Here is a 13,859-nt window from a genome sequence, read left to right on the forward strand (position 1 = left end):
AATATCTCGAGGTGATTATTTTATCACCTTTTTTTCACGCTTTTCTCTTAATTTTTTAATCTCTTCTAAAAGCATAAATTTAAGCTCTTTAAGTCCAGTTTTTTCAAGGCTTGATACTTTGATTAAAAAGCTTTGTGGATTATCAATACTTTTTAAATATTCTTCTAAATTCGCTATATTTTGGGCGATCTGCTCGGCAAAATCTTCACCCAAATTCACACTATCACTTTTTGAAATCATTATGCCAAACTCACGTCCAAAAAGCTCATTTGAAAATTTCTCAAGCTCTTTTCTTAACACTATAAATTGCTCTTTTAAAGGCATTTCTCTCATAGGATCTAGTACAAAAAGTAAAAAGCTAGTCCTTTCTATATGTTTTAAAAATGCAAGCCCTAAGCCTTTGCCCCCACTTGCACCTTCGATAATCCCTGGAATATCAGCCATCACAAAAGAATTATACTCATCCACATCTACAAGCCCTAGTTTTGGTGTGAGCGTGGTAAATTCATAATTTGCGATTTCAGGCTTTGCATTTGAAACTACACTTATAAGGGTGGATTTTCCCACATTTGGAAAGCCTACAAGTCCTACATCGGCGATAAGCTTAAGCTCAAGTCTTACTAAACGACTTTCGCCTTTAATGCCTGGCTGTGCATAATCAGGGCGCTGATTGGTTGCATGTTTAAAATGCGTATTTCCAAGCCCTCCTTTGCCACCTTTTAGAAAAAGTTCTCTTTGCCCCTCTTTTGTAAGATCTAATAAAACTTCATTAGTCTGCGCATCAATAACTTGCGTTCCCTCAGGGACAATAAGTTCTAAATTTTCACCCTTTTTTCCATTTTTGTTGCGTCCCATTCCACCTGCGCCATTTTGCGCGCAAAGCTCTCTTTTACCTTTAAAATTTACAAGTGTATGTGTATTATTATCGCAAACGAAGATGATATCCCCGCCATTTCCTCCATCGCCACCATCAGGCCCGCCAAGAGGAACATGCTTTTCACGACGAAAACTCACCGCGCCTTTGCCACCATCGCCCGAAGCTAAAGTAATCTTAACACTATCAATAAACATTATAATTGCCTTTGATTTTAAATTTATAAAGCTAAATTAGAATAAATTATAGAAGTTAAATTTATAAATTTAAAGTTTCTAAGGCGTAAAAACGCCCTAAAAACTTATGCAGGATATACAGAAACTTTTTTTCTGTCTTTGTCTTTTCTTTCAAATTTCACAAAACCATCAATTAAAGCAAAGATAGTGTGATCTTTTCCTATGCCTACATTATTTCCTGCATGAGTTGCAGTTCCTCTTTGGCGAATAATGATATTTCCTGCTCTAACAAATTCACCACCAAATTTTTTAACACCTAAGCGACGACCTATAGAATCGCGGTTATTTTGAGTTGAACCCTGACCTTTCTTGTGTGCCATTCTTTACTCCTTAAGCTTTAATATCTTTTACTACAACGCGAGTGAATTGTCTTCTAAAACCGCGTTTAAGTTTAGAATCTTTTCTGCGTCTTTTTTTATAAATCACAACTTTTTTATCTTTTCCGTGATTAATCACTTCCAAAACAACTTTTGCACCTGCTACGAAAGGCGCACCTACCTTTAATTCTTTATCATTGATAGCAAGAACTTCACTTACTTCAATACTTGCTTTGCTTTCAGCTTCAAAGTGATCTAGCTTTAACTCATCGCCAACGCTAACTTTATACTGCTTTCCGCTGTGTTTAATAATAGCATACATTGCTTTTTCCTTAATAATTTGGTAAGTACCACAAAGCACCGAAATTCGGATTTAAAAGCTTTAATGGCTAGAAAAGTTTTAATTTTACAAAAATTTTCTTTAATATTTGATGAATTTAAGAAAGACTTTAGAGTTTAAAATAAACCCTAAAGCAATTTAAAAGCCAAGATTGACCCCGCCATTTTCATGAAGTTTATAAGTATTTTCTTTCCCTTCTTGTTTGTTATCTTCTTCTAAAGTATCAAAAAATAATGATTTTTCCATTTCTCTTTGCATAAATAACGCAATGTTTTCCCAATTTTTTTGCTCTTTTTTGCTGTCGCCAGATAAAGTAAAAGTTGTATTGAAGGTTTTAGAAAAAACAAGCTCTCTTGTAGGATAAAATATAAGCTTATAGGCTATATTTATACTTGCTTTTGTATTATTTTGATAGCTTATCTTACTTTGTTTTACTTGAGTAATATCTAAAATCTCAAATTCTAAAATATAATCAGCACCCAAAACATTGCCTAATTTATAGCTTTCTTCGCTAGAACCATCTTCGCTTTTTATAATTTTATTTTCATCTTTAAAATCATGCTCTCTTTCCAAAAGAGTAAAATTCTCATCCTGTGAAAAAGCATCATACAAAGCTCTTTTTAAATATGATTCTTCTTTGTTTTTATCGTTTAAAATTACTAATTTAGGTTTATTATCGTTTTGATACAAAGATTTAAAAGCTGAAATTTCAACTTGCCAAAGCGTTCCGTTTTGATCAATTTTATCTACTTTATAAGTATCGATATAACCCTTACTTACATTTTGAAGGACACTTTTAGATTTTTGTGAAATTTGTCCTAAATGAGAGAAGCTTAAATCAATACTTTGAAGCTCTTGTCTTAAATTGACATTAGAAACTCCTTTAAATTGTGATAAAGCGTCTATTAAAGCATTATTTAAAGCTTCTTCCTTGCTTTCTCCTGTTCCATTACCTTGCACCACTTTTTGAAATTTATTTCTTTGGTGTGGCAAGGTTTTAAGACTCTGAACAGGATCTAAAGAACTTAAATTAACATCCTCTAGCGGAACATAATCATAAATAATAACATCATCTTGCGCCCACATAAAACTCAAGATGGTTAAAAATAAAAAGATTTTTTTCATTACCAAGTTACCGATTTACTTGAGCCTGTTTTATCAATCGTTCTTTCATCTTCCCAATAAGCAAGTCCTGAATTTAAATCCGTAACGCTTAGATAAAAGAAATACTCTGCTTGTATATCGCCATTCTTAAGCTTGACATTGTCTTGGCGGATCTTTCCGCTGATTGAAAAATCAGGTGCAACCAAAGTTCCTTTGCTAGAAATGGTGTTTTGATTAAATTCATCATTATCTCTTAATTCTCTTACTGCTTCACTCATTTCATCCCTAGCTCCACCCGCTGCAACAGCTGTTGTTAGGACAAATTTACCTGATTTTCTAAGCGCTATAGTGATCTTACTAATGAGCTTATCTGTATCAATGCGTTGGGGAGTATCATTGATAATTTTACCTATAGCAATAACCTTTCTTTGACCTGGTTGAATATTGGCAAAAGCAGGATCGCTTAACATACTATCTATCATAATTTGAGCAGTTTTTTCAAAATCTTCCCTATCAAGTCCTAAGGTTAAAGCATCACCTTGTTTTTTTTGACTTGCATAACCATCAGTATAAACAGGCGCTCCACAAGCTGCAAAAAATACTGCGAAAAATGCGCTAAAGATTATAAAAATATTTTTTTTCATTATTTCTCCTTTTTTTGTAATTATACTCTTTTAGTTTTCAATTTTGTAAACCCTAGCGGGAAATTGAGAAGCAAAAGAACGCACTACAATCAATACATTTTTATCAATATCCACTTCACTAGAATAAATTTTTTGATTTTTATCATCATAAATTTGTACCGATCCATCATTTTCAATCATCATAATTTGTATATTTTTAGGTAAAAAATTCCAAAATCTTAAATCACTTCTTGTGGTTGCAATGCTAAAAATATTTGTAGCAAGACTTAAAATTCCACTCTCATCATTTTTAGCCACAGCCATATTTAAACTTGTTTTTAAAGTGCTTGAGATTAAAGATTTGATGATGATTGAAGTCAAATTGGCTTTAAATTCACTCGCAACAATTTGATCAAAATCAAAAGCATTAGAAGTTGTAAATTTCTGATGATTGTTTGCAATATTTAAATTTTCATAAGAAGCATTACGCTTTTTTAAAATAGGTAAAGCAACACTAGCAGTCGTAATATAATCATCAAAGATAAATGGCAAGGTTAGATTAAATTCATCCAAAGCAGGACTTAATCCATTTTCATATATTATAAAAATATATTTTTTTAATTTTTTTGGATTTAAACTGCTTGAATATTGATCAAAAATCTTAAATTCTTTTTCTATTTCTTTATTTAAATTCAGCACATAAACTTCTTTAAGTAAATCCGCTGCTTTTTTATAATCATAATCCATAAAGAAAAATATAGATGAAATATAAGTTACATAAGGATTGGTATAATCTTTTTGTGCATTAAAGTCTTTAAAAAGATTTTCATATTGTTTTGAAACAATTTTTATATTATTATCGATATTTTGCCTTAATTTTTCTTCCTTGCTAGCCTCTTGATATGCTTTTTTAATTTCGGAAGCAAAATACTCTTTTGCCTTTTCTTGTCTCATCAATGCGCGGTTAAATTCCACCCTAGCATTAACAAAATCTCCCAAACTCATAAAATTTAAACCCTTATAAACATTAAGCATGGTTCTTTCATACCAAGCACCTTGATAATCATTTACACCCTCATTTATCAAAGTAGATGCAAGTGCTCTTGTGCTTTTCTTGGATAAACTTTGCAAATCCACATCGTATTTATAAGAATCTTCAACCTTATCAAAAATAGAATTACTTAAGTTAAAATCCTTACAATCTCTTGCGATATAACCTGTATTTAAACCTGTAAAAATCACATCTTTATTTTGACTGATCTTTTCTTGTTGCTCTTGAAAAAATTGCTTATTGCAAGTTTGAGAGAATAAATTTTGTTGATAGAATACATTTTGTTCTTGGTGAGTAGAGCATGCTGAAAAAATTATCGCTAAAATAGAAAAAACAATTGTTTTATATTTCATTATAATTCCAAAAATAAAAATTATAATTTTAATATATCATAAAATTGATAATAGCCCAAAAAAGGGCTATTACATTAACATAGGAGCGATTACAAAGCCTAAAGCTACAGCGATTGCGATAGCTAAAACTCCTGGTATAAAGAAAGAGTGATTGAAGATAAATTTTCCGATTCTAGTAGTACCTGTATCATCCATTTGCACAGCACCAAGTAAGGTTGGATAAGTTGGAAGCACAAAAAGTGCCGAAACTGCTGCAAAACAAGCTACAAGCATATAAGAATCCTGTGGATTTGTTGCGCTAATTCCTAAAGCAGTAACGATTACAGGCACAATAGCCTTTGCAGTTGCTGCTTGAGAATATAAAAGCATGCTTGCAAAGAAAAATGCAACTGCTAACATAGCAGGGGTTTGTTTAACCCAGTCGCCTGCTACTTCTTTAATAGAAGCTTCGTGTCCTGCAACAAAAGTATTTCCAAGCCATGCTACACCAAAAACGCAAACACAAGCAGTCATACCACTTTTAAATACACTGGTATCAAGAATTTTACCTGGTTCAACTTTACAAAGCCAAGTGATCAAAGTTGCTGCAGTAAGTAAAAAGCTCATAATAGCTGCATCTCTTGGAACCACAACAGGATCAATCCATTTAATATTGCTTGAAATTGCGGTTGCATAAAGTACAACTGCCAAAACAGTGATCAAAAAAATTCCTACTGAAAGTTTAGCACCCGGTTTATCTTCACCATGTAAAATAGCTCCTGCATCTTTAACAAGTCCTGCTTTTAAGCGTTCTTGATAAACGCTATCTTTGCTTAAATCCATAGGAGTGATTAAACTCACTATAAAAGCTGTAAGCATACAAGCTATAAAAGTTGTACTGATCCAAATTCCAATTAAAGTTGGATAATTCCATCCTAGTGGTTCTAAAACCCCGCTCATATAAACCACAGCTGCACTCACAGGAGAAGCAGTGATTCCAATTTGCGAAGAAACAACCATTAATGAAAGTGGAACACTAGGTTTTATATTTTGAGATTTTGCAACATCAACTACAACAGGCATTAAAGAAAATACTGCATTTCCTGTTCCTGCTAAGATAGTAAGCAACCATCCGCAAGCTGGAGCAAGATAATTAATAAATTTAGGCTTGGATCTTAAAATTTTTTCTGTAACCCTAACCATATAATCAAGCCCACCAGCTTGTTGCATCGCAGAAATAGCTGCAATAGCTGCAGCTATGATTAAAATTACATCCCAAGGAATATTTCCTGGTTTCATTCCCAAAACAAGTCCTAAAACAACAACACCAAGTCCTCCTGCATAGCCTATAGCAATGCCGCCTAGGCGAATACCGATAAAAATCGCCCCAAGAAGGACGATTACTTGCAAAATTATCATTATTGTATCCATGGTTAAGCCTTTATATTATTTTTTAGCTTCCATATGTGGATTTAACATATTTGCAGGAGTTAAAATTTCATCAATTTGCTCCTTGCTTAAAAGTCCTCTTTCAAGTGCGATATCAGCTACTCTCTTACCTGTACTCATAGCCTCTTTAGCAATACTGGCTGAATTTTCATAACCTATATAAGGATTTAAAGCAGTTACGATCCCTACTGAGTTATAAACAAAATCAGAACAAATTTTTTCATTAGCACTAATACCATCTATACATTTATCTGCTAAAGTATGCATTGCTTTTTCAAGCATAACAATAGAATTAAATAAACTATAAGCAATTACAGGTTCAAAAACATTAAGCTGCAATTGTCCGCCCTCGCTTGCAAAAGTAACGGTTACATCCGCTCCAATTACAGCGTAACAAACTTGATTTACCACTTCAGGGATAACAGGATTTACTTTACCTGGCATGATAGAACTACCTGGTTGCATTTTTGGCAAATTGATTTCATTAAGACCGCATTTTGGACCACTGCTTAGAAGTCTTAAGTCATTACATACTTTAGAAAGTTTTGTTGCAACGCGTTTTAAAACACCTGAAATTTGGACATAAGCTCCTGTATCTTGAGTTGCTTCGATAAGATCTTCTGCCACAGTGTATTCAAAGCCGGTTACTTCTCTTATTTTTCTTTCTACTACTTTTGGATAATTAGGATGAGAATTAATACCTGTTCCTATAGCTGTTCCGCCTAAATTGATTTCTAAAATCAGTTTTCTAGCTTCTAAAACTCTTTGTATATCTTCACCCATCATTACTGCAAAAGTTTTAAACTCACGACCCAAAGTCATAGGTACTGCATCTTGAAGTTGGGTTCTACCCATTTTTAATACATCTTTAAATTCTTCTGCTTTTCTCTCATAAGCTTTTTTAAGATGTTCCATAGCTTTTGCTAAATCACTTAGATAATCATGCAAAGCAAGATGCAAAGCAGTAGGATAAGCATCATTTGTACTTTGACTTAAATTCACATGATCATTTGGATGAAGATATTGGTATTCACCTTTTTTATGACCCATAAGCTCAAGTGCTATATTGGCTATCACTTCATTGGCATTCATATTTGTACTTGTTCCAGCTCCACCTTGTATCATATCAACTACAAATTGATCGTAATATCCGCCCTCTAAAATTTTATCGCAAGCTTTAATAATAGCATCTTGGATATCTTTATCTAAAAGACCTAATTCATAATTTGCCATAGCAGCTGCTTTTTTAACCCTTGCTAAAGCTCTTACAAAGCGTGGGAAATCCTTTAGCCTCTCGTGTGAAATATTGAAATTTTCCACCGCTCTAAAGGTTTGCACTCCATAATAAACCTCATCAGAAATTTCTAATTCCCCGATAAAATCGTGCTCTTTTCTTGTTCCCATTTGAAACCTTTCTTAATTTAATTTTTCATACAAGCTTTATTACTTGTACTCATATCAGTATAATCATATTGTAATTTTAGTTAATAATTGGTTAACAATATTTATTCTTTAGAAATACTATAAAATAGATTTTTAGGATAATTTAACTCTTTTTATATTTAATTTTTATTTATTAATTAATTTTATTTATTTCAGTAAAAATTAATATATTTTTCTTGGCTTGTTTGATAAAATATACCTTTAATTTATTTTTGGAAGTTTTTATGAAAGAAATTACTATAAACATTGAAGATATCAAAATAAATAATGATTGGAAAGAGTTTTTAAAAGAAGAATTTAGCAAAAGCTATTTTTTAGAAATCAAAAAACGCTATATACAAGCTTTAAACAATAAAGCCATTATCTATCCCCCTTCAAATTTAACCTTTAATGCTTTTAATCTTACTCCTTTGAGCGAGCTTAAAATTGTACTTTTAGGACAAGATCCTTACCATCAACCCAATCAAGCTATGGGGCTTAGTTTTTCTGTGCCTTGTGGGGTTAAAATTCCTCCTAGTCTTTTAAATATTTATAAAGAATTAAAAGCAGATCTTAATATAGAACCTTCTAAAAGCGGGGATTTAAGTTCTTGGGCAAAACAAGGAGTTTTACTTTTAAATTCCATTCTTAGCGTTGAAGCGGGAAAGCCTGCAAGTCATAGCTCGTGGGGTTGGCAAGAATTTAGTGATGCAGTGATTTCAAAGTTAAGTCTTGAAAAATCAGGACTTATTTTTATACTTTGGGGAAATTATGCAAAATCCAAAAAAGCTTTAATCGATACAAAAAAACATTTTATTTTAGAAGCAGCACATCCTAGTCCACTAGCTAGAACAGGCTTTTTAGGTTGTAAACATTTTTCAAAAGCTAATGAAATTTTAAAAAATTTAGGAAAAAAACCTATAAATTGGCAATTGACTTAGAAAAATTATATAAATGTTTTTTTAATAATTTAAAAATACTAAGCCCAATTTCATATTTTATTCAAAAATAAAATAATTAATATAGATTTTTATAATTTATCGTTAAAATATATAAAAATTTTAAGGAGATAGAAGTGAAAACGATAGGCATTATAGGTGGAATGAGTTTTGAAAGTACCATAACCTACTATAAAACTATAAACGAAACCATTAATAATCAACTAGGCAATTTAAATTCTGCAAAAATTTTACTCTATAGTGTCAATTTTGAAGAAATAGCAAATTTGCAAAAAAATGGCGAGTGGGAAAAAGCTGCGCAAATTTTAGGAGAATGTGCTAAAAAATTAGAACTTGGTGGAGCTGATTTTATACTTATTGCCACCAACACCATGCATAAAATTTTTGATCAAATTCAAAAAAATATAAAAATTCCTCTCATTCATATTGCTCAAAGCACAGCCAAAATTCTAAAGCAACAAAACATACACACCATAGGCTTACTAGGCACCCAATATACTATGATGGAAGATTTTTATAAAAATGCATTAAAAAAAGAAAATATAAATACAATCACCCCAAATCAAAGCGATATGCAAGAACTAAGCGACATCATCTTTAATGAACTTTGCAAAGGACAAATGAAAGAAAATTCTAAAGAAAAATACTTAAAAATCATCCAAAAACTAAAGGACGAAGGTGCTCAAGGTATAGTTTTAGGCTGCACAGAAATTGGATTGTTGATTTCCCAAGAAGATACAAATATCCCAATTTTCGATACAGCCTTAATTCACGCCCTTGATGCTGTAAATTTAGCTTTAAAAGATTAATCTTTCTTTTTAGAGATAGGACAAACTCCCAAAGGACAAGCTTGCTTTCCTGTCCAAACCCTTATAGGGCACACACCAAAAATACCTGTAAGCAAAGGAATAAATCCTATCAAAGCCCACCAAGACGCATAATAAACCCCTACACTAAAGATAACCAATGCTAGGATTATTCTTATTATTCTTTCTAGTTTACCCATTTCTTCTCCTTTTGTATAATTTAATCAAAGTATAAACAAAAAAAATTTTCTTGTCAGTGATAAAAGTCACTAAAAAATAATTAATCTAAAAAAGATACAATAAAAATTAAATTCACAAAGGTAGTCTATCTTGGATAAGGAAAAAATTTTAAAAGAATATTTTAAAAACTATAATCTTGAAAACAAAGACTTTGAAGCTATGGTGGAAAAATCATACTTTAAAGAATTTGACAAAAATACAATTTTAGATGATTGTTTAGGATTTGTGATAGTTTTAAAAGGAGGATTTCGTGCATTTATTTTAGGTCAAAACGCCAAAGAAATCACCGTTTTTAAACTGAAACAAAATGAAGAATGTGTCATTTGTTCTCATTGTATTTTTGAAACTATATCTTACAATCTCACCCTAGAAAGCTTTGAAGATACTCAAATTTTAATTGTTCCTGTAAAAATATATTCTCAACTAAAAGATAAATATCCTTTAATAGCAAACTATACTCTTAATCTTATTGCCAAACGCTTTAATTCTTTGATTAATATTTTAGAGCAAGCTCTTTTCACCCCTCTTCATCATAGGGTTAAAATGTTTCTTAAAGAAAACGCAAAAGAAGGAAAAATCACTTTTACACATGAAGAAATAGCCTTACATTTAGGCAGTACTAGAGAAGTTATTTCACGAATTTTAAAAACAATGCAAAAGGAAGGTTTTATTCAGCAAAATCGTAAAGAGATTACACTTTTGAAAGATTTATGATAAAAATGCCCATATAAATATGGGCAAAATTGCAATATTTTGAAAAGATTTAATCCTAAATCGGTTAAATCTTTAAGAACTTTATAGCTTATTGTCTTTTTCTAATTGATTGATATTAAGCATGATAAATTTATAGCTTACATAAATCACCAAAGGCCAAACCAATAAAAACAAAGCGTGTAGCATTTTTTCTCCTTGATTAATATAAATGTTCGCTGTCTTTCATTTCTTCACGAGTGATTTTTACTCTATCCATTGCATTCCAAACATAAATAATATAAGCTAAAACAAAAGGCACAAGCAAAGATACATAAGCCATGACGCTTAGAGTATAATAACTCGAACTTGCATTGCGTATAGTTAAAGAACTTTGCAAATCACTAAGTGAAGGATAAAAAGCGCTTGATCCAAGTCCTATGCTTAAAAATAAAGCAAAAACAGCCAAAACCGATCCAAAACCTAAAGTAAAAATCGTTTTAGAACATCCTTTTGAACCTTGTACCATACCCAAAAGCACAAATACAACTCCAACGATAAATAAAATAGCAAAAAGAATATTATCTAAAAAATTGTATAAATATACATTTTCAGTCATACTCACAATGCCCTTTTCGTCCACTCCAAAACCCTCTTTGATAAAAATCCACGCAAGAAATCCTAAGAAAAAAGGCAAAAATAAAATACTGTTTATACTCAGTTTTCTAACAGCTTTTGCTTTGATATTTTCATCTTTGATATTATTCATAAAATAAGCAGCACCCAAAATTCTAGATAAAAACACCAAAGCAATACCCAAAAGATAATTAAAAGGATTAAACAAAAGTTCCAAACCGCGTAAAGAATTTTGCCAAGAAACAAAATTATGCTCATTTAATACAAAATGCGATCCACTAAAAAAACTGCTTATTGCAACCCCGATTAAAAACACTCCTAAATAACCATTGATTTTAAGAAAAACTTCATAGGTTTTAGAACCATAGACATTGTTTTCTTTTTTACGATACTCATAAGCAACGGCTTGTAAAATAAAGCAAAATAAAATACAAAGCCAAGCCCAATAAGCCCCACCAAAACTTGTGCTATAAAAAAGCGGAAAAGCAGCAAAAGCAGCACCGCCAAAAAGCACAAGAGTAGTAAAACCAAGCTCCCATTTACGACCTAGTGAGTTTACAAGCATTGTTTTTTCAAGTTCGTCAGAACTTAATTCATCAATTAAAGTTTGACCCCCTTGAACAAAAAACATAAAAACCAAAAGTCCGCCTAATAAACTTAAAATCACCCACCAATAAATTTGTAACCCCTCAAGTTCTAAACCGAAAAACATTATTTTTCTCCTTTACCCATAAGAGTACTATGTCCAGCATACGCATCAAAACCTTTTTTGATTTGAGTAAGCATGATCTTAATCTCTGCAATCAAAAGTGCAGTAAATAAAACCGCAAAAATCCAGAATGAAATTTGAACATTGACTTTGCCAAGTTCGGTTGCTGCTATATGAACAGGCATTAAATCTTGTATAGCCCAAGGTTGCCTACCTACTTCAGCCACTATCCATCCTGCCTCTGCTGCGATATATCCTAAAGGAATACACAATAAACAAAGCCAAAGAATTTTTCTAAATTTCTCAATATCATTTGCCATAGTAAGATAAAGCGTTGCGATAAAAAGTAAGAAAAATAAGCTTCCAAGAGCTACCATGATATGAAAACTATAAAAAGTTAAAGCCACAGGTGGGATAGCATCTGTTGGTTTTTCTAAATAACCATAACCAAAATCTTTAAAATTTGCCTCTAAAATACTTTTGTGAGTTGCCATGGCTGCTGTATCGTTATTATCTTTAGCTAATTTATAATCTTTTAAAGCCTGTATAGCGATTTTTCCTTTATCGATGCGTTCTTGCATAGGCTCTATGCCTCTATCTTCGTTTCCGTGTATTAAATCCTCAATGCCTGGCACAAAAGAATTAGGATCACGATTTCCTAATATAGATAAAGCATAAGGTATAGTAATATCAAATAAAAACACACTTTCGTTATTATCTATAGTTTTTTTAGGATTTAAAATTCCAAAAGGAACAAGTCCTGCACGGTGCTCACCTTGATAAACCCCTTCCATAGCCGCAAGTTTCATAGGTTGCGTTTGGGTAACACGATAAGCACTCTCATCTCCGCTAAAAAATAAGAAAACCGAACAAACAAGCCCAAAACTAGCACCCACAACTAAACTTTTCTTAGCTTCGATAATATGACGCCCTTTTAATATAAACCAAGCCGAAATTCCCATCACAAATAAAGCAGAAATCACATAACCACTGCCTATGGTATGTAAAAATTTAGAGATCGCTACAGGAGAAAGTGCAACTTCAAAAAAGCTTTGCATTTCATTTCTTGCTGTATCGGGATTAAATTGCATTCCCACAGGGTATTGCATCCAGCCATTTGCAACCAAAATCCAAAATGCTGATAAATTACTGCCTATAGCCACACACCAAGTTGAAATAAGATGGAATTTCTTAGAAACTTTATCCCAGCCAAAAAACATAACAGCAAAAAAAGTAGCCTCTAAGAAAAAAGCCATTATACCTTCAACTGCCAAAGGAGCACCAAAAATATCACCCACAAACCAGCTATAATTTGCCCAGTTGGTTCCAAATTCAAACTCCATAATAATGCCCGTAGCTACGCCGATAGCAAAATTGATAGCAAATAAAGAAAGCCAGAATTTAGTGATTTTTTTCCATCTTTCATTGCCTGTTTTTACATAAATGGTTTCCATAATAGCAATGATAAAAGATAAGCCCAAAGTCAAAGGCACAAATAAAAAATGATAAAGCGCGGTTAATGCAAACTGCGCTCTTGACCAATCCACACTGCTAAGTTCGTTCATTATTTCTCCTTAATAAGATTTTCTATGACAAAATTACTTTTTTCATTATCATTTTTAAAAATAGAATTGAAATTTACGTCAAAAACAAAAAGTTTAAGCACAATAAGCATTATAAAAAGTTTTATAAAAATAATTTTCCATAAAGTTTTTCCAAGGGTAAGGTTTTTAAACCCTTCTTTATAAAAGTTAAAAATTCGCACAAAAAAGAAATAAAAACATTTTAAATACATTAAATTAAACCTTATAAAAATAATGAAAAATTTAAATTGGAAAAAAGCTTGAAATTATAATGAAATTTATGTTATTAAATCCTTAAAACTTGCTTTTATAATTGTCAAAACTTTAGCCAGTTTTGACTATAAATTCTAAAATTTGGTATTTAACTAACAAAAATATTCTAGAAAATGACAAAACAAAAAAGATTTTACTCTCATTATAGTTATATTTTTATATTATATTTATATTTTTATATACTCTATATGTTACCAAATTGCACAAAATGATAC

General features: G+C 31.6%; 15 protein-coding genes. 3 read left to right on the forward strand and 12 right to left on the reverse strand.

The window, feature by feature from the left end:
- Nucleotides 1–15: 15 nt before the first annotated feature.
- From obgE to aspA, 8 genes are all read right to left on the reverse strand, one after another.
- Nucleotides 16–1,071 (reverse strand): GTPase ObgE, encoded by a 1,056-nt coding sequence (gene obgE, locus KAR67_RS05155; RefSeq protein ID WP_162284587.1) that lies wholly within the window; start codon nucleotides 1,069–1,071, stop codon nucleotides 16–18.
- Nucleotides 1,072–1,175: 104 nt separating this feature from the next.
- Complete coding sequence (rpmA, locus tag KAR67_RS05160) at nucleotides 1,176–1,430, reverse strand: 50S ribosomal protein L27 (protein ID WP_002778821.1); 255 nt, start codon at nucleotides 1,428–1,430, stop codon at nucleotides 1,176–1,178.
- A 10-nt stretch (nucleotides 1,431–1,440) separates the two neighbouring features.
- A complete protein-coding gene (gene rplU / locus KAR67_RS05165; protein WP_002778820.1) occupies nucleotides 1,441–1,749 on the reverse strand; it encodes a 50S ribosomal protein L21 in 309 nt (102 codons plus the stop codon).
- 156 nt (nucleotides 1,750–1,905) lie between these two features.
- Nucleotides 1,906–2,892: a CsgG/HfaB family protein gene (locus tag KAR67_RS05170; protein ID WP_002778804.1), complete on the reverse strand. Its 987-nt coding sequence runs from the start codon at nucleotides 2,890–2,892 to the stop codon at nucleotides 1,906–1,908.
- Nucleotides 2,892–3,515 (reverse strand): penicillin-binding protein activator LpoB, encoded by a 624-nt coding sequence (gene lpoB / locus KAR67_RS05175; protein WP_002778802.1) that lies wholly within the window; start codon nucleotides 3,513–3,515, stop codon nucleotides 2,892–2,894. The genes KAR67_RS05170 and lpoB overlap by 1 nt, the downstream gene beginning before the upstream one ends.
- A 30-nt stretch (nucleotides 3,516–3,545) precedes the next feature.
- Nucleotides 3,546–4,898: a hypothetical protein gene (locus KAR67_RS05180; protein WP_002792566.1), complete on the reverse strand. Its 1,353-nt coding sequence runs from the start codon at nucleotides 4,896–4,898 to the stop codon at nucleotides 3,546–3,548.
- A gap of 69 nt (nucleotides 4,899–4,967) precedes the next feature.
- A complete protein-coding gene (locus KAR67_RS05185) occupies nucleotides 4,968–6,308 on the reverse strand; it encodes an anaerobic C4-dicarboxylate transporter (protein WP_002843412.1) in 1,341 nt (446 codons plus the stop codon).
- A 15-nt stretch (nucleotides 6,309–6,323) separates the two neighbouring features.
- Nucleotides 6,324–7,730 carry an aspartate ammonia-lyase gene (gene aspA, locus KAR67_RS05190; protein WP_002778788.1) on the reverse strand — a complete coding sequence of 469 codons (1,407 nt, stop codon included), beginning with the start codon at nucleotides 7,728–7,730 and terminating at the stop codon, nucleotides 6,324–6,326.
- 263 nt (nucleotides 7,731–7,993) lie between these two features.
- Between aspA and ung the strand changes: the two genes are divergently transcribed.
- Both ung and KAR67_RS05200 read left to right on the forward strand, forming a co-directional pair.
- On the forward strand, nucleotides 7,994–8,689 hold the full coding sequence (gene ung, locus KAR67_RS05195; protein WP_002778786.1) for a uracil-DNA glycosylase: 696 nt from the start codon (nucleotides 7,994–7,996) through the stop codon (nucleotides 8,687–8,689).
- A gap of 134 nt (nucleotides 8,690–8,823) precedes the next feature.
- Nucleotides 8,824–9,516: an aspartate/glutamate racemase family protein gene (locus KAR67_RS05200; protein ID WP_002781345.1), complete on the forward strand. Its 693-nt coding sequence runs from the start codon at nucleotides 8,824–8,826 to the stop codon at nucleotides 9,514–9,516.
- Here KAR67_RS05200 and KAR67_RS05205 read toward each other — a convergent pair.
- Nucleotides 9,513–9,713 (reverse strand): DUF2892 domain-containing protein, encoded by a 201-nt coding sequence (locus tag KAR67_RS05205; RefSeq protein ID WP_002778784.1) that lies wholly within the window; start codon nucleotides 9,711–9,713, stop codon nucleotides 9,513–9,515. The genes KAR67_RS05200 and KAR67_RS05205 overlap by 4 nt on opposite strands.
- A gap of 130 nt (nucleotides 9,714–9,843) precedes the next feature.
- Here KAR67_RS05205 and KAR67_RS05210 point away from each other — a divergent pair, with 130 nt between their 5' ends.
- Complete coding sequence (locus tag KAR67_RS05210; protein WP_002778783.1) at nucleotides 9,844–10,467, forward strand: Crp/Fnr family transcriptional regulator; 624 nt, start codon at nucleotides 9,844–9,846, stop codon at nucleotides 10,465–10,467.
- A gap of 199 nt (nucleotides 10,468–10,666) precedes the next feature.
- On the opposite strand, the gene cydB is transcribed toward KAR67_RS05210, so the two are convergent.
- The 3 genes from cydB to KAR67_RS05225 are packed head-to-tail and all read right to left on the reverse strand — an operon-like array spanning nucleotide 10,667 to nucleotide 13,583.
- On the reverse strand, nucleotides 10,667–11,791 hold the full coding sequence (gene cydB / locus KAR67_RS05215; RefSeq protein WP_002778781.1) for a cytochrome d ubiquinol oxidase subunit II: 1,125 nt from the start codon (nucleotides 11,789–11,791) through the stop codon (nucleotides 10,667–10,669).
- Entirely contained in the window at nucleotides 11,791–13,353 is a 1,563-nt protein-coding gene (locus KAR67_RS05220; protein ID WP_002778780.1) for a cytochrome ubiquinol oxidase subunit I, read from the reverse strand. The genes cydB and KAR67_RS05220 overlap by 1 nt, the downstream gene beginning before the upstream one ends.
- On the reverse strand, nucleotides 13,353–13,583 hold the full coding sequence (locus KAR67_RS05225; RefSeq protein WP_002778778.1) for a DUF4492 domain-containing protein: 231 nt from the start codon (nucleotides 13,581–13,583) through the stop codon (nucleotides 13,353–13,355). Before KAR67_RS05225 ends, KAR67_RS05220 begins: the two co-directional genes overlap by 1 nt.
- Nucleotides 13,584–13,859 lie beyond the last annotated feature (276 nt).

Source organism: Campylobacter sp. JH32 (assembly GCF_017846535.1).
GTDB classification, from domain to species: Bacteria; Campylobacterota; Campylobacteria; order Campylobacterales; family Campylobacteraceae; genus Campylobacter_D; species Campylobacter_D coli.

Coding starts and splice junctions, on each gene's coding strand:
- obgE (WP_162284587.1), bottom strand. CDS start 1,071: ATGTTTATTGATAGTGTTAAGATTACTTTAGCTTCGGGCGATGGTGGC.
- rpmA (WP_002778821.1), bottom strand. CDS start 1,430: ATGGCACACAAGAAAGGTCAGGGTTCAACTCAAAATAACCGCGATTCT.
- rplU (WP_002778820.1), bottom strand. CDS start 1,749: ATGTATGCTATTATTAAACACAGCGGAAAGCAGTATAAAGTTAGCGTT.
- KAR67_RS05170 (WP_002778804.1), bottom strand. CDS start 2,892: ATGAAAAAAATCTTTTTATTTTTAACCATCTTGAGTTTTATGTGGGCG.
- lpoB (WP_002778802.1), bottom strand. CDS start 3,515: ATGAAAAAAAATATTTTTATAATCTTTAGCGCATTTTTCGCAGTATTT.
- KAR67_RS05180 (WP_002792566.1), bottom strand. CDS start 4,898: ATGAAATATAAAACAATTGTTTTTTCTATTTTAGCGATAATTTTTTCA.
- KAR67_RS05185 (WP_002843412.1), bottom strand. CDS start 6,308: ATGGATACAATAATGATAATTTTGCAAGTAATCGTCCTTCTTGGGGCG.
- aspA (WP_002778788.1), bottom strand. CDS start 7,730: ATGGGAACAAGAAAAGAGCACGATTTTATCGGGGAATTAGAAATTTCT.
- ung (WP_002778786.1), top strand. CDS start 7,994: ATGAAAGAAATTACTATAAACATTGAAGATATCAAAATAAATAATGAT.
- KAR67_RS05205 (WP_002778784.1), bottom strand. CDS start 9,713: ATGGGTAAACTAGAAAGAATAATAAGAATAATCCTAGCATTGGTTATC.
- cydB (WP_002778781.1), bottom strand. CDS start 11,791: ATGTTTTTCGGTTTAGAACTTGAGGGGTTACAAATTTATTGGTGGGTG.
- KAR67_RS05220 (WP_002778780.1), bottom strand. CDS start 13,353: ATGAACGAACTTAGCAGTGTGGATTGGTCAAGAGCGCAGTTTGCATTA.
- KAR67_RS05225 (WP_002778778.1), bottom strand. CDS start 13,583: ATGTATTTAAAATGTTTTTATTTCTTTTTTGTGCGAATTTTTAACTTT.